The following is a 23283-nucleotide window of genomic DNA, read 5'->3' as shown; positions in this document are numbered from 1 at the left end:
CCACCGTCACGAGCCGTTGGCGGGACCGGGATCCATCCAGGTGCTGTCGCAGGTGAAGACCTTGTCACCGCACGGGGAGGAGACCGCCGCCGCCGGCGCGACACTCCCGCCGAGGACCGCCGCCACGACGAGCGCGACAATCGCCGCCGCCGTCTTCTTCTTCATGGGTGCTCTCCCAGGGTCCTCGTCCAGCACGTCGTCGACCGCTCTCCCGGCGGCGCCGCCACCGCCAGGAGAGCGGTGTATCACCGTGACATCACCGGCGCCCCCGTATCCGGTGACTTTCAGCGCAAGTCCGGCCATGGGCCCCCGTGGCCCCCATCGGACGGACGTCGCGCTGGTCGGGGTAAAGGTATCCGTCACCGGTTTCACGAGGGTTTCATCTCGGCCGTCGCCCGGTATCACGTGTGGCCTGTGGTTGACCTCTCGCCCCGGCATCGGCATGGTGGGCTGGTGACCAGCGATGAGGTGCGGGACGGAGTGTCGCTCACGAATCTCGACCAGCCGCTGTTCGACGGGGCCGGTGCGAGCAAGCGTGATCTGGTGGACTACCTGGACGCCGTGAGCGATCGAGCGGTGGCGGCCCTGCGGGACCGGCCGCTGTCGGTGATGCGGGTGCGTGCGGGCCAGGACCCGTTCATGCAGAAGAACGTCCCGAAGTACGCCCCGCCGTTCGTGCGGACGGTCACGGTGTGGGCGGAGAGTTCGAAGCGGGAGGTGTCCTACGCCCTCTGCGACGACCGCCCCACCTTGTTGTGGTTCGCCAACCAGCGAGCCGTCGAATACCACCCGGCCCTGATACGCGCCGGCGAACCGGGACACCAGACCCATCTCGTGCTCGACCTCGACCCGCCGGAAGGTGACGCGTTCGGCATGGCCGTACGCGCCGCCCATCTCGTACGGCAGGCCCTCGCCGACGCCGGACTGGCGGGCGCGGTCAAGACCAGCGGCGCCAAGGGCGTGCACGTGTTCGTCCCCCTCACGGCGGCGGACATATGGGACGTGGCGGCGGCCACCCGCGCGGTCGCCGCACGCGCGGAACGCCTCGACCCGGCCCTGGCGACGACCGCGTTCATCCGGGAGGACCGGGGAGGCAAGGTGTTCCTCGACTCCACCCGCGCGGGCGGGGCCACGGTCGTGGCGGCCTACAGCCCGCGCGTACGGCCGGGCGTGCCCGTGTCGTTCCCCGTCGCCTGGGAGGACCTGGACAGCGTCACGCCGTCGGACTTCACCGTGCACACCGCGGCACGGCTGCTCGGCGACCGCGACCCGTGGACCGAGCTCATGCCCGAGCCACAGGAGTTGCCGGCCGATCTGGTGGAGGAGGGCCACACGATCCCAGTAGCCCGCGTCCAGGCCATGCACGAAGGCAAACGCCGCGCCCGCGCCCGCCGCACCTGACGGGCGCCCGCGCCCTAGTGCAAACGAGTGCATAGCCGTTACAGTGCACCCCATGTCGACGCGACCGAGCCTTCTGTCCCGGGGTGTGGGGACGCCACCACCCGATTTCTCCGACGCAGAGATGGCCCGGAGACGGGCCACCATCGAGGAGCTCGCGGCGCGGCACGAACTCGACGCGGTGATCGCCTACGGGGCGAACAAGTTCGGGAACGCGGTGCCCTGGCTGACCGGTTGGCCGGTGACCCGCGAGGCGGTCGCGGTACTGCGGCCGGGCGCCCCACCCGCTCTCCTGGTGAGCTTCCCCAACCACGTGCCGAACGCACGGCGCCTGGCGACAGGCTGCGAGGTCGCCCCGATAGTTGAGCGGACGCCGGACACGGTGCTGTCGACGCTCGGGACGGTTCGGCGGGTCGGCACGATCGGCCCGGTGCCGGTGAGCCTCCGCACCGCCCTCGACGGCGTGGCCGCCGTGGTGGAGCTCGACGGAGAGTACGGCAGGCTGCGCGCGCGCAAGAGCGACGAGGAGATGGCCTGGCTGCGCCACGCCGCGGCGCTCACCGACCTGTCGGCCGCCGCCCTGGTGTCGGCGGCGGTTCCGGGCGCGACCGAACTGGACCTGGTGGCGGCGGTCGAGTCGGCCTACGCCGCGATCGGCGGCGTGAACCACATCCACTACGTCGCGGCGACGTCGATGGAGTCGCCGGACCGGTGCGCGCCCGGCCAGTGGCCGACCTCCCGTCTGTTGGAGTCCGGCTCGGTCGTGGTCTTCGAACTGAGCACCACGTGGGGCCCGGACTATCCGGGCCAGGTGTTGCGGACCGTCACCGTCGACGCGGAGCCGACGCCTCTGTACCGCGAACTGCACGATGTCGCCGACGCCGCGCTCGCGGCCATGTCGGGACTGCTCCGCCCGGGCGCTCTGCCGCTCGAACTGCGGAAGGCGGCGGACCTGGTGCTCGACGCGGGATTCACCACCGTCGACGACCTCGTGCACGGGCTCGGCGGCGGCTACCTGCCCCCGGTGCTCAGCCACCGGTCCGAGCCGTCCGGACGGGACCTGCTTCCGCTGGAAGAGGGGATGACCGTGGTCGTGCAGCCGAACGTCTGCACCACCGACCTGCGGGCCGGCGTTCAGACCGGTGAGATGTTCGAGATCACGGCCGACGGCGCGCGCTCACTCCACCACTTCCCCACCGGCCTGCTCCGCGCCGACACCTTCTGAACAGCGCCGCTCACCACTCCGGAAGAATTCCGCTGGAATATCAGGCGGATTCATCTTTTCGTGGTCACCATGGCCTTATGTCGCCCTTCATCGATGATGACGCCGGCTATCTGAAGTGGCTGGCAGAGCATCCCGACGAGTTCGTCGTGAACACTGCGCGTAAACCTCACCCGAGTTACCTCGTCCTGCATCGCGCCACCTGCACGTTCATCACGGGCAGCCCGACCCGGGGCACTCGCTGGACCGGGGACTACGTCAAGTACTGCGGCGGCCTCAGTGAACTGCAGTCGTGGGCGCTGACTGAAGTGGGCGGCGATCTCCAGCCCTGCGGGCATTGCCTGAAATGACCGCCCGCCGGCTCCCCGCAGCGTGAGCGAGCCTCAGCGAACAGCTTGTCCTTGACCCGCCATTCCTGAGCGTCTTCTCGCGACGACCGCTCGGCCGTCTCGGGCGGGTCCAGTGCGATCCGGCGTACGTCATCCCATGTCGCCATGCCCACACCCTAGGCAGCCCGAGGCGACGTCAGCCAGGAGTCCGCGGTCATTCCGCGAGCAGCCTGAGCAACCGCTCGCGATCGGGGCCGGGGATCCGGGGAGCCTCCACCGGGCCCACCTGGTCCAGCCTGGCCCGAAGCTCCGGCCGCGCGCGGACGTCCGCGGGCGAGGCCAGGCACGTGGCCGTCTCCAGGAGGGCGCGGAAGACGTCGGGGTCGGAGTAGGCGGCCGCCTCGAACCGGGCCATGGCCGTGGCCGTGGCCGTGGCCGTGGCCGTGGCCGTGGCCGTGGACCGTGGCTCCTCGCCTTGGCGGAGCGCGTCCATCTCGGCGAGCCGCGCGTGGTCGGTGGCGACCTGGTCCCGGTAGTACGGCGTGACCGACTGCTCGGTCGCCTGGTCCAGAGCCTCGGGGAACGTCGCCGGGTCGTCCACGTGCTTGCGGACGACGTCCCGCAGGAGTCGCGCGTCGACGAGCCCCAGGCTCAGCCCCCTGCCTGCCGTGGGGTTGGTGCAGATCACCGCGTCACCGACGGCGGCGAACCCGGTGGTCACGGGGCGCCCGTCGACGACGAACCGGCGGCGGCGATCGAGGATCCCCGCCATGGTCAGGACCTCGGTGATGGGCTTTCCCGCGAGCCACTGGACGTGTGCGGGACAGGCACGCACGAGACGTGTGAAGGTGTCGGGGTCGCGCAGCGCCCTGAGCGGCGCGTCCTTTCGCGAGGCGACGACCGTCACCGACCACGTGCCGTTGTCGCCGGGAATGGTCAGCAGCGAGAACGTCCCCATCGGGGTGAACGGAGCGGCCCTGCGGATCGGCAGGGCGGGCCCGCTGAAGTAGCGGGTGTGGTACACGAAACCGCCTTCCTCGGCCTCCGTCCACGGCCTGCGGGCGCCGATGCCCTCCAGCCAGTCCGAGGACGGCGTGCGCCGGCCCATGGCGTCCACCACGAGGTCGGCCGGGATCTCCTCCCCGTCCGCCGTCCGCACGCCGGCGACGTGGGGCGTGCCCTGCGACGGGCCGGTGCCCGCCAGAAGGCCCGCGACCCGGACGCCGCGGCGGACGGTCACGCCGGGCTCCTCCTGCGCGGCGGCGGAGAACGCGGCCTCGACGATCGGGCGTCGCCCGGCCATGTATCGGAAGCGGTCGTCCCCGGGACGCGGCGCCCTGTCCGTGATCCCCGGTGGCATGGGTGTCAGCGCGTCCATCCACACGCAGCCCGACTCCCGCAGGCGGTCGATCAGCTCCGGCAGTTCGGCTTCCAGGACGCGCCAGAACCGCGGCAGCAGGTTGTGCGCCTGGCGGAACTGCGGCACGCCTCTTCTATCCCAGGAGGTCCACACACGGCCGGGACCGGACGGCGGCCCGCCTGGGTCCGCCTCGAGCATGGTCACGGAGTGCCCGTCGCGCGCCAGCATGAGTGCCGCCGCCGATCCCACCACGCTTCCGCCGCAAACGACGATCGATGCCACCGCACGCTCCCTCCTCCGGCTGCCACAGTGACACGGCGGGCCGTACGGCCACGAACGGTTTTCTCGGTGACCGGCCATCGGCGCGCGGGACGCGGTTCCTGGGGCACATACCGCCTTATACGTGACAAGTGGAGTTAACCCGAGAGTCACGCCGGGCGGTCAGGCTACGGTGGTCCCTCTCCCGGATCGCCCCTAGGAGCACTTGTGCCGCACCTCGATCGACGATCCTTCCTTGTCACCGGTCTGGCCGCGGGAGCGGTCACGGCCCTGCCGTCCGCCCCCGCCCTCGCCGCACCCGACCCGGCCGTGGAGACCGCGAAGAGCCTCGCCTCCCGTGGCCTGCTCACCGACCCGTTCACCCTCGGCGTCGCCTCGGGCGACCCCGACCACGCCGGCTTCGTCATCTGGACGCGCCTGGCCCAGACCCCACTCGCCGAAGACGGCCTGGGCGGCATGCCCCTGCGCCCGTTCGCGGTGATGTGGCAGGTCTACGCCGACGAGCGCTGTCGTCACATGGTGCGCGCCGGCATCGCGGAGGCCACCCCGCAGTGGGGGCACAGCGTGCACGTGGAGGTGGACGGCCTCTCACCCGACCGCGACTACTGGTACCGCTTCAGGACCGGCCCCTACCTGTCCCCCACCGGCCGGGCCAGGACCGCGCCGCGCCCGTCGTCGCTCGGCGGGTCCCTCACCATGGCGTTCGTCTCGTGCGCCCAGTACGAGCACGGTTACTTCACGTCGTACCGGCGGCTGGCCGAGGACTGCCCCGACCTCGTCCTGCACCTGGGCGACTACCAGTACGAGTACACCAGGGACACCTACACCATCCCCGGCGGCAACGTCCGCGACCACGAGGGCCCCGAGACCGAGACCCTCGCCGGGTACCGGCAGCGGCACGCCCAGTACAAGGCCGACCTGGACCTGCAGGCCGCCCACGCCGCCGCGCCGTGGCTCGTGGTCTGGGACGACCACGAACTCGACAACAACTGGGCCGACGAGGTCCCGGAGAACCCCGCTATTCCGCAGCCGAACTTCCTGGCCCGGCGCGAGGCCGCCTTCCGCGCCTACTACGAGAACATGCCGCTGCGCCGCGCCTCGATCCCGCACGGCATCGACATGCAGCTCTACCGGCGGATCCGCTGGGGGCGCCTGGCCACCTTCCACATGCTCGACACCCGGCAGTTCCGCAGCGACCAGGGCTGCGGCGACGGCTACGACGACTGCCCGGAGGCCTCCGACCCGGCTCGTTCCATCACGGGCGCCGAGCAGGAGGCATGGCTGCTGGACGGCTTCCGCAGGTCCCAGGCCCAGTGGGACGTCATCGGGCAGCAGGTCTTCTTCGCCCAGCGCGACAACAACGCGGGTCCCGCCAAGGTGACCAGTCAGGACGCCTGGGACGGATACGTCGCCTCCCGGCAGCGCATCACCCAGGGGTGGGTGGACGCCAAGGTCCGCAACGCCGTCGTCCTCACCGGGGACGTGCACGCCCACTGGGCCAGCGACCTCAAGCTCGACTACGACGACCCGACGGGCCGGTCGGTGGGTTCCGAACTGGTCGCCACCTCGATCAGCACCGGCGGCGACGGCGCGGACTCCGATCCGGCCACGCATCCCTACCTGGCGATCAATCCGCATCTGAAGTTCTACAACAACCAGCGTGGCTACGTGCTGACGAGGATCGAGCGCGACGCCATGACCGCCGACTTCAAGGTGCTGCCGCACGTGCAGACACCCGGATCCGAGGCGTACACCAGGGCCACGTTCGTCGTGGAGGACCGGGTGCCGGGCGTCCAGCAGACCTACCTGCGCCCGCTCGACCCCACGCTGAGGGCGACGACCGAGATCACCGCCGACCTGACCGCGCGGCTGGAGACCGAGCGCCCCTGACACACGGACGGAGGCGTTTTACCTGGCCGACCAGTCGCGGAACGCGTTGAGCAGGGTTTCGCGTGCCTGGTCGGTCAGGCCGTGGGCGGGCAGGTGACCCAACTCGGTGACGGTGACGCGGATCTGCCGGAGGTAGACGTCGCAGCCGCCGCACTCGGAGATGTGCCCGGTGAAGCGTCGTTCCGTCCCCGCGTCGAGATCCTCGTCGAGGTAGGCGGTGACCAGGCGGACGAACTCGTCGCAGTTCATCGTGGTCATCGCGTCGGCTCCTTGCCGGACTGGGCCGTCAGGTAACGGTCCAGCGTGCCGCGCAGCGACGTCCTTGCACGGTGCAGCAGCACCCGCTGGTTCGCCGCGGTGATCTCAAGAAGCGCGCAGACCTCGTCGCTGCTGTACCCCTGCATGTCACGCAGTGTTATCACGATCCGCTGCCGGGCGGGCAGTGAGCCGAGCGCGCGCTCGATGTGCTGATGGACCTCGAGGGCGAGGATCTCGCCCTCGGGGGACGGCCACGCCACCGGTGTCCGCGGCGGCGCGAGGGGATCGTCGGCGCCGCGCGAGCCGGCCCGGGGACCGCCGGGATCGACGGCGGGGCCGAAATCCTCCTTGGCCGCGGTGAGGCTCGTCATGGGAACCGTGCGGGCGTCGTTGACGCCCCGGGTCTTGGCCCTGTTGATGACGATGCGGTAGACCCAGGTGCGCAGGGCGGACCGGGCCTCGAACTTGTCGATGCCGCGCAGCACGCCCACCCACGCGTCCTGGACGACGTCCTCCGCCGCGTGCTCGTCCGCGACGTACGCGCGGGCGACCTGCAACATCCCCGGCGACCAGGCCGTGAGGAGCGCCGCGAACATGTCCTCGTCGCCGCAGCGCAGGGCCTCCACGACGACGTCGTCTGCCGGAAGGGCGGGGCCAGGTGACTGCGTGTCGGCCTCGGGCATGCCCCGCACTCTAACCGGCCCTCCTGACATTTCGGCGAGAGGCGGCGGCGGCCGCGGAGGCCGATCTGAACAACCGACATCCCGCAACGAAATAGTCGACAACGTCCGTAACGCTTGGCCGTCCTCCTGAGACCAAGGGGGCGTGCATCGGGGATCAGGGGAAAAGGCGCCGCCGCGCGCGGCGAGGTGGAGCGCCGACGACGCCATCGAATACATCGCGACGACCTGTCTGACGCCCGGCACGCCCGGGACGGTCGGGGTGGAGCTGGAATGGTTCGTCCACGACGAGCGTGATCCGTACGCGCAGGTCGACCCGGACCGGGTCACGGCGGCGCTGCCGGACGCGCGTGACCTGGCCGGCAGCATCTCGCGCGAGCCCGGCGGCCAGGTCGAGCTCAGCTCCGCCGCCGCGCCGTCGCTGGGCGACGCCGTGGCGACCGCGGCGGCCGACATGACGCGGATGCGCGCCGGTATGGACGCCGCCGGGCTGCGCCTGTCCGGAGGCGGCGCCGATCCGTACCGCCCGCCGGTGCGAGTGCGGGACGCTCCCCGGTACGTGGCGATGGAGAGCTACTTCGACCGCGCGGGCCCGCACGGCAGGACCATGATGTGCGGCACGGCGTCCGTGCAGGTGTGCCTCGACGCGGGGCTCCCCGGAGGCGGGCCCTCGGGAGTGGAACGCCGATGGCGGGTGGCGCACGCCATCGGGCCCGTCCTGGTCGGGGCCTTCGCGAACTCGCCCCGTCACGCCGGCAGGCCGACCGGCTGGAAGTCGACGCGGCAGGCCGTGTGGGCCCGGATCGACCCGCGCAGGACGTCGCCTCCCGCGGGTTCCAATCCGGCGGAGTCGTGGGCGAGGTACGCACTGGACGCGCCCGTGATGTGCGTCCGCGGCCCGGCTCCGTGGCAGGTGCCGCTGGGCCTGACGCTGCGGGACTGGCTCGCGGGCGCGGGACCCCGTCCGGTCACCCGCGAGGACGTCGACTACCACCTCACCACCTTGTTCCCGCCGGTACGGCCGCACGGCTGGCTCGAGCTGCGGATGATCGACGCCCAGCACGGCGACGACGGCTGGCTCGTCCCGCTGGCCGTGGCCACCGCGCTCGTCGAGGACCCCGTGGCCGCCGACCGGGCCCTGGCCGCGACGGAGAGCTGGGACCCCTTCGAGCCCGGGCCCTGGCGGCGGGCCGCCGCACAGGGACTCGCCGACCGCGAGATGGCCGGGGCCGCGGCCGCCTGTTTCACCGCCGCCCTGGACGCGCTGGACCGGATGGACGCTCCCGGCGCCGTCCGCACGGCGGTCGAGCGCTTCACCGACACCTACGTCAGCCGTGGCCGTTGCCCGGCCGACGACACCCCCCGCTCCGAGATCCGCGACCCGATCCGAACGGAGGCCGGGACATGACCGGCGAAGACATCCGCAGCCGCGCCTACGACCTGCTGACCGCCGCCCGCGAGCGCAGTCTGGCGCTCACCGGCTGCGTCGACGAGGACGACCTGATCAAACAGCACTCCGCGCTGATGTCCCCCCTCGTCTGGGACCTGGCGCACGTGGGCAGCCAGGAGGAGTTGTGGCTGCTGCGCGCGGTGGGCGGCCAGGAGCCCATGCGCCCCGAGATCGACTCTCTGTACGACGCGTTCGAGCATCCACGGGCCGAGCGGCCGAGGCTGCCCCTGCTCTCACCCGAGGAGGCGCGCCGGTACATCGCGACGGTCAGGCAGCGGGTGGTCGGGCTGCTGGAGCGGTCGCCCGTCGAGGGAAGCCCGCTGGTCGAGAACGGCTTCGCGTTCGGGATGATCGTGCAGCACGAGCAGCAGCACGACGAGACCATGCTGGCCACCCACCAGTTGCGCGACGGGACCCCGGTGTTGTCGGCCCCTCCTCCGGAGGCGAGCTCGGGACGGTGGCCGACGGAGGTGCTCGTCCCCGCGGGGCCGTTCACCATGGGCACGTCGGCCGAGCCCTGGGCACTGGACAACGAGCGGCCGGCGCACCAGGTGGACCTGCCCGGCTACTGGATCGACACCGTGCCGGTCGCCAACGCCGACTACCTGGCGTTCATCGAGGCCGGCGGGTACGACCGTCCGGAGCTCTGGTCGGCCCGCGGGTGGGCCCACCGTCAGGAGGCCGGGCTGACCGCTCCCAGGTTCTGGTGGCGTGCGGACGGCGTGTGGCTGAGGCGCCGGTTCGGGCACGTCGAGCCGGTGCCGCGAGACGAGCCCGTCCTGCACGTGTGCTGGTACGAGGCCGAGGCCTACGCCTCGTGGGCCGGCAGGCGGCTGCCCACCGAGGCCGAGTGGGAGAAGGCCGCCCGGCACGACCCCGCGACCGGCCGCTCCCGTCGCTATCCGTGGGGTGACGAGGAGCCGGGCGTCGAGCACGCCAACCTCGGCCAGCGCCACCTGCAGGCCGCCCCGGTGGGCGCCTACCCCGCCGGGGCCTCCGCCTACGGCGTGCGACAGCTGATCGGCGACGTCTGGGAGTGGACCTCCAGCGATTTCCGCGGATATCCCGGCTTCGCCGCGTTCCCCTACCGGGAGTACTCCGAGGTGTTCTTCGGCGACGAGTACAAGGTGCTGCGCGGCGGCTCGTTCGCCACCGACCCCGTCGCCTGCCGGGGCACGTTCCGCAACTGGGACTACCCGATCCGGCGGCAGATCTTCTCGGGATTCCGCACGGCGCGGGACGCGGCGCCCGGCGAGGGCGCCTGATGTGCCGTCATGTGGCCTACCTGGGCGAACCCGTCTCCCTCCGCGAGGTGTTGATGGACCCGCCGTTCGGGCTGCACCGCCAGGCCTGGGCCCCGCGGCGGCAGCGGTACGGCACGGTCAACGCCGACGGGTTCGGCGCCGGCTGGTACGCCGAAGGCGACCCGGTGCCCGCCCGGTACCGACAGGCGGTCCCGATGTGGGCCGACGAGTCCTTCGCCGACGTGGCGCGGGTGACCCGCACCCGGGCGCTGCTCGCCGCCGTCCGTTCGGCGACGGAGGGCACCGCCCCCGGCGCGTCCGCGGCCTGCCCCTTCCGGGACGGGCGTCACCTGTTCAGCCATAACGGCGTCGTCACGGGCTGGCCGGGCTCGGCGGCCGGGCTGGCCGGCCTGCTGCCCGCCGCGATGCTCCTCGACCTGCCGGCCCGCACGGACTCCGCGCTCGTGTGGGCGCTGGTCAGGCACCGGCTCGCCGGAGGGGCGACCATGGCGGCCGCCCTCGCTCGTACGGTCGGTGAGGTGGCCACGCACGCGGGCGGCCGGCTGAACCTGCTCATCACCGACGGGGAGTCGATCGCCGCGACGGCCTACGGCGACACCCTCACCTATCGGGTCGACGACCGCGGGGTCGTGGTGGCCTCCGAGCCGTCCGACGACACCGCGGGATGGTTCGACGTCCCGGACCGAAGCCTGCTCGTCGCCCGCCGCGGCGAGGTGTCGGTGACCCCCATTGAAACCGCGGCCACGGAGGAACCATGACCACGCTGACCATCGAGAACCACCTTTCCGCCGGCTACCTCGACGCCGCGCTGCGCGCCGACGCGCTCGGCGGCCTGACCTCCGTGCCCAAGCGGCTGCGGCCCGCGTGGTTCTACGACGCCCGCGGCAGCGAGCTTTTCGAGGAGATCACCCGGCTGCCCGAGTACTACCCGACGCGGGCGGAACGGGAGATCCTCGTGGCCCACGCCGGCGACATCGCCGCGGCGGCCGGAGCGCAGACGCTCGTCGAACTCGGGTCGGGGTCGTCGGAGAAGACCAGGCTGCTGCTCGGGGCGATGCGTTCCGAGGGCACACTGAGCCGGTACGTGCCGGTGGATGTGAGCGAGAGCGCGCTGATGAGCGCCGCGCACGCGCTACGGGCGGACTATCCCGAGCTCGCCGTGCACGCGGTCATCGCCGATTTCGGCGCCCACCTCAGTGAGCTTCCCCGGATGGGACGCCGGATGGTGGCGTTCCTCGGCAGCACGATCGGCAACCTCGTCCCGGATGAGCGGGCGGCGTTCCTGCTCGACCTGTACGGCACGCTGTCGCCCGGCGACGCCCTCCTGCTCGGCACCGACCTGGTCAAGGATCCGGCCGTCCTCGTGGCGGCCTACGACGACGCGGCCGGTGTCACGGCGGAGTTCAACGTCAACGTCCTCCGGGTGCTCAACCGGGAACTGGGCGCCGACTTCGACCCGGCGGCCTTCGCCCATCACGCGTTGTGGGACGCCGGGAACGAGTGGATGGAGATGCGGCTTCGCTCGCTGCGCGGCCAGTCGGTACGGCTTCCCGCAGTGGACCTGGTCGCCCACTTCGCCGAGGGCGAGGAGATCCGTACCGAGATATCGGCGAAGTTCCGCCCGGAGCGAGTGCGGGACGAACTGGCCGCGAGCGGGTTCGACCTGCGCCACTGGTGGACGGACCGGGCGGGCAGGTTCGGGCTGTCGCTCTCCTTCCGGCGCTGATCGGGCCCGCGCCCGGCGGCCAGCGCCGTCTCCCGGGTCCGATCAGGACTCCTCGGACCCGGGGCGCGGGGCAAGGCCGCCGCGCGACTGTGTGCTACGTCACACAGGAAACATGCGGAGTTCATCCGAATTAGTCCCTCACCAGCCCAGGCATGCGGCCGCGGCCCGTCCGCCGTCCCCCGGACGCGTCGCCTCCCACGCCGAGCGGTGAGTCGTGGTGTCGTGTTCCCAACGAAGGATCGGTCTATCTGTGATAAACCAGGCGCGGTACTGCCTGGCCCCCGGCCGCATACTTCCCCGACCTTCCCCGGCGACGACATGGCGCGGTGAACGGGATCGGTCCCCCGAATGATCGGAGATTCATGAAGAGGCGCATGATCGTCGCGCTGAGCACGATCGCACCTGTGGCGGCCGCGGCCGTGGCCTTCGTGGTGGTCGGCGGGCCATCGTCGACCGCGTCGCCTGCGGCGCAGCCCCCCACCCCGGGGCAGGTGAACACGCTCGCGCTACGCGACCTGCCCTCCGGCCAGTCGGGAGGATCCGGCAAGCAGTCGGTCCAGGGCCTGCCGGCCGCGACCACCAAGCCGTTCAGCCTGCTGGGTGTCAGCTGGAACGACGCTCACGAGGCCATCGACGGCGCGGTCGAGGTGCGCACACGCGCCGCGGCATCCGGCGCCTGGTCGTCGTGGCGTCCGGTCGAGGCCGAGAGCGACGACCTGCCCGACGTGGGCAGCGCGACCGACCGGCAGGCCCGCGGCGCCACCGCGCCTTTGTGGGTGGGACCCTCCAACGGCGTCGAGGTCCGTGTGACGGGCAAGGGCCACGCCCTGCCCCGCGGACTCCGCGTCGAACTCGTCGATCCGGGAAACGGCACGCGGAAGACCGGAGTCCGGGCCGCGGGCGAGCAGTTGGGCGACGTGACCCTCGCGGGCGCCGTCAGCACCACGGAGCCGGACGGTGCCCCGTCCTCCGAACCCGGGTCCGAGCCGAGTCCGTCGACCGTGGACGCCCCGCCGGCCGGGCCGGTCACGACACCGGCCTCGACCCCGACGCCCACGCCCTCCGCCACGCCGTCCCCCAGCGCCACGCCGAAGACGACCCCGAGCGCCACTCCCAAGGCGACGCCGACCCCGACGGCGAAGGCCACGCCGAAGGCGCTCGCGGTCACACCGACGAGCACCGCGCCCCGCCCGACCATCAAGACCCGCGCGTCGTGGAGCGCCGACGAGAAGCTGGTCACGGATCCGCCCGAGTACGCGACCACGGTCAAGGCGGTCTTCGTGCATCACACGGACGGCGTCAACGACTACTCCTGCGCCGACTCTCCCGCGATCATCCGGGGGATCATGCTCTACCACGTCAAGACGAACGGGTGGAACGACATCGGCTACAACTTCCTCGTCGACAAGTGCGGCACGATCTTCGAGGGCCGGGCGGGCGGCGTCGACCAACCCGTGATCGGCGCGCACACGCTGGGTTTCAACACGTCCTCGTCCGGGATCGCTCTGCTCGGCAGCTTCAACGACCCCAGCGACCCCACCCCGCCGAAGGTCGCCCTCGACGCGATCGCCAAGCTCGCCGCATGGAAGCTCGGCCTGGCCGGCGGAGACCCGACGGGTAAGACCCCGATGACGATCACCGCCGACAACGGGAAGTTCAAGCCGGGCACGTACAGCTTCAACACGATCTCCGGTCACCGGGACGGCTTCGCCACGGCGTGCCCCGGCACGAAGCTCTACGCCGCGCTCCCCGGCATCAGGACGACGGCCAAGCAGTGGACGACCCCGGTCACGTCGCTCTCCCTCAGCGGGATCACCGGCGCCACGAAGTCGGGCTCGACCTACTACACCAAGGGGACGGTCTCGCTCAGCTGGACCTCCAGGAAGGCCGCGCTGTCGAAGTATGAGGTCGTGGTGGACGGAAAGGTCGTCTCCACGCCGTCCGCCACGGCGGCCTCGGCGAGCCTGACCCTCGCGAGCGGCTCTCACAAGGTGCAGCTGCGTGCCGTCAACATCAACGGCACGACGGCGACGTCGTCGACCTACACGGTGGTGGTGGACAAGACGGCTCCGGCCTTCGGCACCGCGGCCTACCTCGGCATCCGGACCGGCGCGGTCAGCACGACGGGCGTCATCCCGGTCGGCCTCCACTGGAAGGCGACGGACAACACGCTGCTGCGGACACTGGGGATCGTCTCGCCGTCCAAGGCCACGCTGTCGACCACGGCGACCTCCTGGTCGTCCTCGTCGAAGTCGCAGGCCTCGAAGGTCTGGTCGGTCACCGCCACCGACGCGGCGGGCAACTCCAAGACCTCGTCGGCGACCCGGACCGCCGCCCTGCTCTACGAGTCGTACGCCAAGCGGACCGGGACGTGGAAGAAGACCACCTCCTCGTCCTACCTCGGCGGCTCGACCCTGTTCAGCACGGCCAAGAACGCGAGCGCCACGTACACCTTCACCGGCCGCTCGGTCGGGCTGATCGGCAAGCGGGCCCCGAACACCGGCGCTCTGACCATCTACGTGGACGGCGTCAAAACGACGGTCTTCGACACCAAGACGTCGACGACGAACTACCGCAACATCTTCTGGACGAAGACCTGGACCACCAGCGCCAAGCACACCATCAAGATCGTGGTGGCGGGCACCTCCGGGCGGCCCACCGTCGTCACCGAGGGCATCGCCTACGTGAAGTAGGCGGGCCCGGCAGGGCGGATCGCCCTGCTCGCCAGCTGGCTCAGGCCATGCGGAGGCTCCGTACAGATGTCTGTACGGAGCCTCCGTCGTCTGCGCAGACCCTGTCGTCTGTACGGAGCCTCGCTCGATGCACGAGACCGTGCATGATCACGCCCAGGGTTCACGCTGGTGAGACCGCACATAATCGAATCCGTGCATGATCACGCTCGCGGTTCGCGCAGGTGAAATGGTGCGCGCCCGAATCCGTGCATGATCACGCACCGCGGAGGTCCAGGTCGGACGGCGTGTCGCCGAACTTGTGCATGATCACGCGGAGGGGGGCGTGGGGTGGGGGCGGGTGTTGCCTGGGTTTCTTCATGGACCAGAGTGATTTGGTCCAGGAAATTTGTAGCTTTGCCCAAGGTTGGGCCAATATGCGTGCATAAACCTGTCTGGCATGACGTTCAGGCGGCCCCGTGACTCCCCCGGAGCCGCTCTGCGGCCTGCGCCCCGGCACCAGCCGGTCCTCCGTGCCGCGGTCGCGCTCGTGACGGTCGCGGCCCTCATCGGAGGCGGCTCGCAGTTCACCGCTTCGCGCCCCGAAGCGGTGCACATGGCCTCCCCCTCCACGACGATCGAGGCCGTCGTCCCCGCGCCCACGCCGACGCCGGCACCGAGCCCCACGCCGAGCCCGACACCCACCCCCGCTCCCAAGCCGGTCTTCTCGAAGTCGGCGCGCAAGGACCTCACCCGCCGCGTCGGGTCGTACCTGAAAGGCCGGTCCGGCCAGCTCTCGGTGCAGATCCAGGACCTGTCCACAGGACTGTCGTACGGCTACAACGCCGGCATGAAGCACGCCACCGCGAGCATCGTCAAGGTCGACATCCTCGTGACGCTCCTCCTGCGCGCCCAGCGGGAAAAGCGCGGGCTCAGCCGCGACGAGCGCGCCCTGGCCACCCGCATGATCACCGAAAGCGACAACAACGCCGCCGACGCGTTGTGGAACCGGGTCGGCGGCTCATATGGCGTGGCGGCCGCCAACAAGAAGCTCAAGCTGCGCCACACGACGGTGGGTCCGGCAGGCTACTGGGGCGCCACCATGACCGACGTGGCCGACCAGATCCGCCTCCTGAAGACACTGACGTCCAAGAAGAGCCCGCTCACCGACAAGAACCGCCGATACGTCCTGGACCTGATGGGCAACGTCGTCTCTTCGCAGGACTGGGGGGTCAGCGCCGCCGCAGGCCGGAAGGACACGACGGCGCTCAAGAACGGCTGGCTGCCCCGCAAGATCGACGGGGACCTGTGGACCATCAACAGCATCGGCCGGGTCCGGGGCGACGACCACGACTACCTGATCGCCGTCCTGTCGAGCCGCACCCGCTCCATGGGAGACGGCATCGCCACCGTCGAGCACGTCGCGGAGATGGTCCGCAAGGCACTGTCCAAGGCGATCTCCACACCCCGCGCGTCTCCCACGTCCTCCACGTCCGCCGCGCCGTAGAACGCGTGACCGGCGCGGCGCACACCGTGTGCCGCCGCGCCGATCTCACGGTCTTCTACTCGGACCCCTGCCCGGGGGTGCAGGTGGGCATCCCGGAGTCATCGAACGGCGGGAACACCGGCAGGTCGCGCCTCACCGCCGAATCATCAATGTGCAACCGGGTGTTGCCCGACGACAGAGGGCAGGCGCCGTCCTTGCTCGCCGACAACGTGTAGAAACCGGCGGGGAAGCCGTCGAATCTGTACATGCCGTCCGGACCGGTGACCATGGACAGGCCGCCCGGCTCCATGGTCACCGTGGCGCCTTCCACGGGCATGAACGTGTCGAGGTCCACCACCGTGCCGGAGACGCTCGCCACGCCCACCACCGTGAACGAGGCCAGGACCTCCGGGGACCGATGGCCTGCTGCGTCCACGGCGACGGCGGAGACCACATTCGTGCCCGTCGAGCGGGCGTCGATCGTGACCGTGGCGGAGCCGCCGATCGCCTCGACACTCCGGTTAGAGCCGTTGTCGTCGTATTCGAACCTGACCACGTTCTCGTCGCCGGGCACGTCGAACCGGACGGTCAGTTTCTCGCCCTGCGACACCGTGTCGCCGTCGGGGAACGAGATGACCGGCTGGACAGGCACGGCGAAGGCCGCCAGGTGGGGGTCGGACTCGGCGTAGTCGTACACGCGCACGTCGTCCACGGCCCCGCCGAAGAAGCCGGTCGCGACTCCGGCGGCCTTGGCGCGGCCCACGGCGACCGGCCCGGTGGCGCGGAAACCGCCCTCAAGGGTGGCGGTGGTCGACTGCCTGACGCCGTTCACGTAGAGCCGCAGCTCATGGGTGAACGAGTCGTAGACGCCCGCGAGGTGCGTCCACTTCCCCGCCGTCGCGGCGGCGTCGGAGGACACGACGGCCGAGACGGGGGCCTCCGCGTCGGAGCCCGCCATCCGGAACGTCCAGCGGTCGCCGGACCGGCCCAGCACGTACGCGGACGTGAGAGCGCCGTCGGCGGACACCGCGGCCACCTCGCCGTCTCCGGTCGCGGAAGGCTTCACGCGCGCCGTGACCGTGAAGGTGTGGTCGGTGCGCACCTTGGTCATCGTGCCGGTGTCCGGGTTCGGGGCTCGAACCGGGCCGTTCGTGGCGGCGAACGCGGAGACGCCGTCCAGTGAGAGGGCGGCGCCCACGCCGCCCCTGCCGTCGGTGCGCGTGGCTCCGCCGGAGAGGACGGCCGTGTTGCCGTGCCCGGTGAGGTCGCCGGCGTCGCCGGTCTCGTCGAACGTCCACTCGGCCGCGGGACCCGCCGGCGCCCGCACGCTGAAGGAGTAGGTGAACGGCGTGGAGCGCCGACCGGCCCGGTCCGTGGACCACACGGTCAACCTGTTGGAACCGTCGTGCGGCGGGGCGACCGTGAAGGTGGCGCCGTGGTCGTGCGCGCGAGCGGCGACGAATGTGCCACCGACGGTTCCGGAGTCGAAGCTGTATTCGTAACCCGCGATGTCGTCCGCACCCTCCGCCGGCGCGGTGACCTCGAAGACTCCGGGGACACCCACTCCGCCGTGCGGGCCGCCGGACGGGTAGTCGCTCGACGTGACGCCACCCGGTGCGGGCGGCGGGGTCAGGTCGACCGTGAACTGGCACTTGACCGACCACGGCCCGAAGGCGGTGCCGTCGAAGGTGCGCGCCTGCCACACGTACGACGAGCCGTCGGTGAGCCTGCCCGCGGGGATGGCCTGCGAGACGTTCGACGGGTTGCCGGACGCCTGGGACAACACGTCGGTCTCGTTACGGGTTCCGCCGAGGGGCCACCAGTAGAACGAGGTGGTCAGTGACTGCTTGCCGGGGGTCGGGTGCTGCTGCCTCGCCGCCAGAACCGGCGTGGCCGTCAGCACGGACGGTCGCTCCGCGCCGGTGGCGCACGGCTTGCCGTGCGACATCAGGTTGGTCGGCGCCAGGGGCACGTCCGCGGCGGCCGCGGGAAGCGGAATCGCCAGCAACGACGCCGCCAGAGCGAACGCAGCCGACACGCTCAGCAGTCGATAGCGCTCACGGCCGCCGTTTCGGCCGGATTTCCCCGGCCACGAGAGTCTCATGTCAACCTCACACAAAGATCGGTCCAAAGCGCTCTGATCGTAAGAAAATGACCGAAACCGCGAAAGCTGACAGTGAGTAAACCGCCGGACACCTTGTAACGTCCCGGCTGCGAGATCCGATAGGGATGACCGCAATCCCGGGACGACCTCCGACGAACGAAAGCCACCTGTGCGGACGCCTCGCTCATCTCATGGCCTGAGACACACCGGTGGACATGCCGGGCGAGCGCGCCGACGGTGATTGTGATGCTTGTCACACAGGTTCCGAGACGTGGGCTCCCCCGGCAGGTCCCGGCGGAGACTGCTGTCCGGCGAGCCGTACCGGACGGTCTTCGACGGAAGAGGGCTGACGATGTCGCGAACGATGAGCGGCCAGGAGCGCGAGGCGTTCCTCGCGGAGGTGAGGGTCGCGGTGGTGAGCGTTGTGGACGGGGACGCCCACGGTCCGCTGACCGTGCCGATCTGGTACGAGTACGCGCCCGGGGGCGACATCGTCCTGATCACCGCGCGCGACAGCCGCAAGGCACGGCTGATCAGGCAGGCGGGGCGGTTCAGCCTCTGCGTCCAGTCCACCGAGGTGCCGTATCGGTACGTGTCGGTGGAGGGCCCGGTGACCGGGATCGACGAGTCGGTGACGTCCGACGAGCGGCGCGCCTTCGCCGGCCGCTATCTCGGTGAGGAAGGCGGCGGCCGGTACGTCGCCTCCTCAGTGGAGGCGACGGACCGGATGATCAGGATTCGCATGCGCCCGGAGGTGTGGCTGTCGGAGGACCAGAGCTAGTGGCCCGTCACCGCGCCGGCGCTCACCGTATTGCCGGCGCTCACCGTATTTCGGTGCCGAAGCGTGATGTCGGATGCGCCAACCCAGGGACCCTCCCGACCGTCGACCGTCGGCAGATGACGGTCGTGGACCTAGGAGGTCTCATATGGCACATAACGAACGGTGGCGCCGTCCGGCGGGACGCGGGCTGAGATTGGCGGCCATCCTGGCCGTGGCCGCCGCGGCGGGCGGTCTCGCCACGTCGGGCGGAATCGCTCTGGTGAGCGCATCTTCTGCACCGAGCACGATCTACGCCTGCGTCGGCAAGACCACCCGAGCCGCCCGGATCGTTCCCTCGACGACCAAGTGCAAGACAACCGAGTCGCGGCTCTCCTGGAATGTGAAGGGACCCCAGGGCCCCACGGGGAAGACCGGCGCGACAGGCAAAACGGGTGCCCAGGGCCCGGCGGGTAAGACCGGCGCGACCGGTCCTCAAGGCCCCAAGGGTGCCACAGGTCCGCGGGGAACGACCGGTCCGACGGGCTCGGCGGGCCCGGCGGGCCCGGCGGGCCCCAAGGGCGACTCCGTTCCGGATCCGCGTTTCGGTACCGGAACCAGCCTCGCCACGGCCGGCAGGGGGACGGAATGCACCATGGGGTCCGTGTGGCTGGTGGCCGGCGGCGTCGCCGGAGGCACCCCGGCCGCCGGACAGACGTTGGCGATCAACCAGAACCAGGCCCTGTTCGCGTTGCTCGGCACCTCCTACGGAGGCGACGGACGGACCACGTTCAAGCTGCCCGACCTGCGCAGTGCCGCCCCCAACGGGCTGACCTACGTGATCTGCACGCAAGGCGTCTTCCCCGGACGCGACAGCTAGTGGCCCGCGACCGAACCTCGGACGGCTGATCGATCTCCGGCGGTGGACTCGTCAGGCCGGCTGCCTCGTTGGAGGTGGTCCTGACTCGCCGACCGCCGCGAGCTCACCCATCAGAAGCTCGACCAGTTGCCCGGCGAAGGTCGCGTGACGGGCCACTAGAGAGCGATCCGCTCGCGCACGAACGAGGTCTTGCCTCCCTCGTCCGCGCCGTCCGCCGCGCGGAAGAGCAGGTTCCTCGCGGCGGACAGCACGGTCCCGTCGAAACCGAGCAGCCGGACGGTCACCGACTCCGCCTCGGGCACGGCGAAGGAGATCGAGTTCGTCCCGTCCGCGACGGCGACGACCGCGACCGGCCGGTCGTTGGCGTAGGCGTCGACGCCGGTGAGCGCGCGGGTGGACAGGGTGAGCGTGATCTGGGCGCCGTCGACGGCGACGTCCTCGACCTCCAGAGTGCGCGGCCTGCCCTCACGCAGGAGCGCGACGGCCCTGTCCATCAGGTCCAGGTTGCCTTCGAGGACGTCACGCCTGGTCAGCCGGTACAGGTGGTCGGGAACGACGCCGAAGTCCTCGATGATCTGGCCCTCGTGCGCCCCGACCCGGAGCGTACGGCGGATGGAGAGCCGGAAGTCGGCTCCGCCGGGAAGCGGCCGGAGCGGGCCTTCCGGCCAGTCCTGCAAGATGGCGGAGTGGGTGCGGACCTCCGCGCCGCCCGCGCCGGTCGCCTCGTCCACCCCGAGCACCGGGCCGACACGGTTGTCCTGGAAGCCTGCCGCGAACGTGTCGGTGGCGCTGTAGCAGAGCGCGTCCGTGACGAGCACGACCGGCCCGTGGTATAGCTGCCCCGCCGCGTTGATGAAGTCGGCCGCGTCCAGCGGTACACCGCTGGAGTACTGCGCGCCGGTCTGCACCGAATCGGCGATCGACGCGCGCCAGGCGGCCATCTCGTCGCGAGCCTGGGTGAAGGCGGCGGTGGTCGGAGTGCAGACGAACTGGGCCAGCCCGGGGGCGATCCGGTTGGGGGTGAGCATCTGCAGCAGGTATTCGGCCGCGACGACGAAGCCGCCGCCGTTGTCGCGGACGTCGACGATGAGCCCGTTCTCCGGCAGCAGGGTCAGGACCCTCGCCACCTCGTTGAGGAAGCCGATGATGTCGTCGACGAAGTCTCCGTCGGCGTTCAGGTCCTCGAGGTGGAAGGAGAAGATCCGCAGATGGCCGTACTCGCGGCCGTCCCCGGTACGGATGATCCTGGCCTTCAGCTCGGGCCGGGTGGTGGCGATCTCGCCGCCCACCGCCGCCCCGCCGGCGCCGGGCTCCTCGCCTGACGCGGTGAACAGCCGCTTGCGCAGCCGCTGCGCGAGGCTCGTGCGCAGGTCGTAGCCCACCGCGGTCGGCACCGCTCCCGCCACGGTCGGGCGGAGACCGAGGAACTCGCGGAGGTCCTCGATCGAGTCGAAGACCCGCCAGGGGATGCGGACGTCACGCGTCACGCCGGCCTGCGTCCGGTACCTGATGTCAGCCCAGTCCTCCTCGAGCAGCGCCGAGGTGACGAACGGGCGGATCGCCATGGCCTGCAGCCCCCGGGCGAGCCGGGCCGCGGGGTTGCCGCCGAACTCGCGCTCGGCGTTCCTGGCCACGGCCAGTTCGACGGGCATGCCGTTCCAGTGGGTGACCTCCACGCCGGGAACGAGTTGCGGGTCGCCCGTCAGCTTGTCGTACCGGCTCGTGACGAGATAGCGGGACGTGTCCCCGTCCCAGCACCGCTCGACCCGGATGCCGAGGAAGGCGACCGGGCCCTGGTACGCCTCCGGCAGGACGTACTCGGTGTGCCCGTCGCGGAGCTGATTGAAGATCTTGACGAGCTCGACGTGGAACTCGGCGTCGGACAGCGTGGGCAGCTTGGCACGCAGCAGGCGCAGCCGCTGGCTGGGATCGATCGCGTACATCGCGCGCTTGTGCAGCAGGTGCGCGTAGAGCCCGTCGATAACGACGGCCGCCTGGTCGACCAGCACCGCCCGGTCGGCCGGGGTGAGCGGGCTGGACTGGACGATCTCGCGCATCCGCGGCATCTCGTGAACGTCGCCGAGTGCGTGGTCGTCCGCCAGGCCGAGGACGGGAATCTCTGGCATGGGCCCCCCTTTGAGGTCTCTCACGAGGAGTCATCCCGGTGGGATCACCACCTCATGGAGGGAGGCTAAGCCGATGTCGCCATGACCGTCCTGAGTACGCCCCTACTCACCTTCCGCGTCGCGCCCTTTAATTCCAGCGGTGCGATATATCGCCATTTGTGCTGTTTATGCGGAATAAGTGGGGGTATGGGGCGACGATCTCGTGTCGATCTCGGGGGGAGAACGACGATGAGCGGACACGAGCGCGAACGGCGTCCCGGAACGGAGCCGAGCGGATCAGAGACGATTTCCCGGCGGCGGTTCTCCATGCTGGGAATCGCGGCGGTGGGCGGCGCGGCACTGGGCACGGGCGTCCTGCGCGGACCGGGTTCGGGCACCACCCCGAGCCCGTCGCCGGCCGGCGGAGCGAGACCGCCGGCGTCGCCGGTCGGGTTCGTCCTCGGGCACGAGCAGTTCCGGACACCGGACCTCGTCCGTTTCGCCGAGATGGCCGATCGCGCCGGGTTCGGGTACGTGTGGACGAGCGACCACTCTCAACCGTGGCAGGACAATGAGGGCCACAGCATGTTCCCGTGGCTGACGCTGGCTCTGATCGGCGAGCGCACACCCCGGCTGACGTACGGCACGGGCGTCACCTGCCCGCTGTACCGCCACCATCCCTCCCAGGTCGCGCAGGCGTTCGCCTCCCTCGGCATCCTGACGCCCGGGAGGGTGTTCCTCGGCGTCGGCACGGGAGAGGCGCTCAACGAGCTGGCTTCGACGGGCCGCTTCGACCGCTATCCCGAGCGTCACGACCGGCTGATCGAGGCCATCGGGCTCATCCGCAAGCTCTGGACCGGCGAGCGGGTCACCCACAAGGGCCGCTACTACCGGACCGACCAGTTCAAGCTCTACGACGTGCCGACCACTCCCGTGCCGATCCACGTCGCGGCCAGTGGGCCGAAGAGCGCCTACCTGGCCGGGCGGTACGGCGACGGCTGGGTGGTGCAGACACACGACGTCACCGACAAGCGCATGGTCGACGCGTTCAACGAGGGCGCGCGCGCCGCCGGGAAGAACCCGGACGCCATGCCCAAGCTCGTCGAGACCTGGGTCGTGGTGGGCGGCCAGGCGGAGGCCGATCAGGCGGCGCGGAGGTGGCGGTTCACCGTCCACGGCTTCGGCGATCTGCTCTACCAGCCCGATCCGGTGACCATCCAGCGCATCGCCGAGCAACGCTGGCCGTTGTCGAAGGTGTACGCCTCGTGGCCGCGCGGCACGGATCCCCAGGTGCACATCAAGGCCGTCCAGCGCCTGCTCGACCTCGGCGCCACGCCGTTCATCCACTCCGGCCAGGACGACCAGGAGAAAGTGATCGACTTCTACGCCCGGGAGGTGCTCCCCCACGTCCACCGATGACCCAGC

Annotated in this window: 19 protein-coding genes; 13 read left to right on the top strand and 6 right to left on the bottom strand. The window is 70.8% G+C overall.

What is annotated here, in order from left to right; all coding sequences use genetic code 11:
• Window positions 1-6: 6 nt before the first annotated feature.
• On the bottom strand, window positions 7-165 hold the full coding sequence (locus tag Psi02_RS06940) for a hypothetical protein (RefSeq protein WP_203972616.1): 159 nt from the start codon (window positions 163-165) through the stop codon (window positions 7-9).
• 288 nt (window positions 166-453) lie between these two features.
• Between Psi02_RS06940 and Psi02_RS06935 the strand changes: the two genes are divergently transcribed.
• The 3 genes from Psi02_RS06935 (at window position 454) to Psi02_RS06925 (ending at window position 2970) form a co-directional block, all read left to right on the top strand.
• Window positions 454-1401, top strand: coding sequence for a DNA polymerase domain-containing protein (locus Psi02_RS06935; protein WP_203972615.1), 948 nt, complete (start codon window positions 454-456; stop codon window positions 1399-1401).
• 52 nt (window positions 1402-1453) lie between these two features.
• The gene (locus Psi02_RS06930; RefSeq protein ID WP_203972614.1) at window positions 1454-2623 is read left to right on the top strand and encodes a M24 family metallopeptidase; all 1170 of its coding nucleotides are present in this window, start codon (window positions 1454-1456) and stop codon (window positions 2621-2623) included.
• 77 nt (window positions 2624-2700) lie between these two features.
• On the top strand, window positions 2701-2970 hold the full coding sequence (locus Psi02_RS06925) for a hypothetical protein (protein ID WP_203972613.1): 270 nt from the start codon (window positions 2701-2703) through the stop codon (window positions 2968-2970).
• A 193-nt stretch (window positions 2971-3163) separates the two neighbouring features.
• Here Psi02_RS06925 and Psi02_RS06920 read toward each other — a convergent pair whose 3' ends face one another.
• The gene (locus Psi02_RS06920; protein WP_203972612.1) at window positions 3164-4591 is read right to left on the bottom strand and encodes an FAD-dependent oxidoreductase; all 1428 of its coding nucleotides are present in this window, start codon (window positions 4589-4591) and stop codon (window positions 3164-3166) included.
• Between the two features lie 204 nt (window positions 4592-4795).
• Between Psi02_RS06920 and Psi02_RS06915 the strand changes: the two genes are divergently transcribed.
• Window positions 4796-6478 carry an alkaline phosphatase D family protein gene (locus tag Psi02_RS06915; protein WP_203972611.1) on the top strand — a complete coding sequence of 561 codons (1683 nt, stop codon included), beginning with the start codon at window positions 4796-4798 and terminating at the stop codon, window positions 6476-6478.
• A gap of 18 nt (window positions 6479-6496) precedes the next feature.
• On the opposite strand, the gene Psi02_RS06910 is transcribed toward Psi02_RS06915, so the two are convergent.
• Entirely contained in the window at window positions 6497-6736 is a 240-nt protein-coding gene (locus Psi02_RS06910; protein WP_203972610.1) for an anti-sigma factor family protein, read from the bottom strand.
• Entirely contained in the window at window positions 6733-7419 is a 687-nt protein-coding gene (locus Psi02_RS06905) for an RNA polymerase sigma factor (protein WP_203972609.1), read from the bottom strand. The genes Psi02_RS06910 and Psi02_RS06905 overlap by 4 nt, the downstream gene beginning before the upstream one ends.
• A gap of 142 nt (window positions 7420-7561) precedes the next feature.
• Here Psi02_RS06905 and egtA point away from each other — a divergent pair, with 142 nt between their 5' ends.
• The 6 genes from egtA to Psi02_RS40650 all read left to right on the top strand — a co-directional run bounded on the left by egtA (window position 7562) and on the right by Psi02_RS40650 (window position 16033).
• Window positions 7562-8824 (top strand): ergothioneine biosynthesis glutamate--cysteine ligase EgtA, encoded by a 1263-nt coding sequence (egtA, locus tag Psi02_RS06900; RefSeq protein WP_239094670.1) that lies wholly within the window; start codon window positions 7562-7564, stop codon window positions 8822-8824.
• On the top strand, window positions 8821-10131 hold the full coding sequence (gene egtB / locus Psi02_RS06895; RefSeq protein WP_203972608.1) for an ergothioneine biosynthesis protein EgtB: 1311 nt from the start codon (window positions 8821-8823) through the stop codon (window positions 10129-10131). Before egtA ends, egtB begins: the two co-directional genes overlap by 4 nt.
• Window positions 10131-10889: an ergothioneine biosynthesis protein EgtC gene (egtC, locus tag Psi02_RS06890; RefSeq protein ID WP_203972607.1), complete on the top strand. Its 759-nt coding sequence runs from the start codon at window positions 10131-10133 to the stop codon at window positions 10887-10889. Before egtB ends, egtC begins: the two co-directional genes overlap by 1 nt.
• Window positions 10886-11857 carry an L-histidine N(alpha)-methyltransferase gene (gene egtD, locus Psi02_RS06885; RefSeq protein WP_203972606.1) on the top strand — a complete coding sequence of 324 codons (972 nt, stop codon included), beginning with the start codon at window positions 10886-10888 and terminating at the stop codon, window positions 11855-11857. The genes egtC and egtD overlap by 4 nt, the downstream gene beginning before the upstream one ends.
• Window positions 11858-12219: 362 nt before the next feature.
• Complete coding sequence (locus Psi02_RS06880) at window positions 12220-14550, top strand: peptidoglycan recognition protein family protein (protein ID WP_203972605.1); 2331 nt, start codon at window positions 12220-12222, stop codon at window positions 14548-14550.
• A 436-nt stretch (window positions 14551-14986) separates the two neighbouring features.
• Window positions 14987-16033, top strand: a complete 1047-nt coding sequence (locus tag Psi02_RS40650) for a serine hydrolase (RefSeq protein ID WP_203972604.1) — start codon at window positions 14987-14989, stop codon at window positions 16031-16033.
• Between the two features lie 55 nt (window positions 16034-16088).
• Here the strand turns inward: Psi02_RS40650 and Psi02_RS06870 are convergent, their stop codons facing one another.
• Window positions 16089-18050 carry a LamG-like jellyroll fold domain-containing protein gene (locus Psi02_RS06870; protein ID WP_203972603.1) on the bottom strand — a complete coding sequence of 654 codons (1962 nt, stop codon included), beginning with the start codon at window positions 18048-18050 and terminating at the stop codon, window positions 16089-16091.
• Window positions 18051-18387: 337 nt separating this feature from the next.
• Here Psi02_RS06870 and Psi02_RS06865 point away from each other — a divergent pair, with 337 nt between their 5' ends.
• Together Psi02_RS06865 and Psi02_RS40645 are read left to right on the top strand one after the other, a co-directional pair.
• Entirely contained in the window at window positions 18388-18897 is a 510-nt protein-coding gene (locus tag Psi02_RS06865; protein WP_239094669.1) for a pyridoxamine 5'-phosphate oxidase family protein, read from the top strand.
• A gap of 145 nt (window positions 18898-19042) precedes the next feature.
• Window positions 19043-19753: a phage tail protein gene (locus Psi02_RS40645; protein ID WP_203972602.1), complete on the top strand. Its 711-nt coding sequence runs from the start codon at window positions 19043-19045 to the stop codon at window positions 19751-19753.
• A 155-nt stretch (window positions 19754-19908) separates the two neighbouring features.
• Here the strand turns inward: Psi02_RS40645 and Psi02_RS06855 are convergent, their stop codons facing one another.
• Window positions 19909-21879, bottom strand: a complete 1971-nt coding sequence (locus Psi02_RS06855; protein ID WP_203972601.1) for a S41 family peptidase — start codon at window positions 21877-21879, stop codon at window positions 19909-19911.
• Window positions 21880-22107: 228 nt separating this feature from the next.
• On the opposite strand from Psi02_RS06855, the gene Psi02_RS06850 reads away from it, so the two are divergent.
• Window positions 22108-23277 carry a F420-dependent hydroxymycolic acid dehydrogenase gene (locus tag Psi02_RS06850; RefSeq protein ID WP_203972600.1) on the top strand — a complete coding sequence of 390 codons (1170 nt, stop codon included), beginning with the start codon at window positions 22108-22110 and terminating at the stop codon, window positions 23275-23277.
• Window positions 23278-23283: the final 6 nt, after the last annotated feature.

Origin of the sequence: Planotetraspora silvatica, from assembly GCF_016863315.1 — a bacterium.
GTDB lineage: Bacteria > Actinomycetota > Actinomycetes > Streptosporangiales > Streptosporangiaceae > Planotetraspora > Planotetraspora silvatica.
This window is presented reverse-complemented; position numbering and strand designations above follow the sequence as displayed.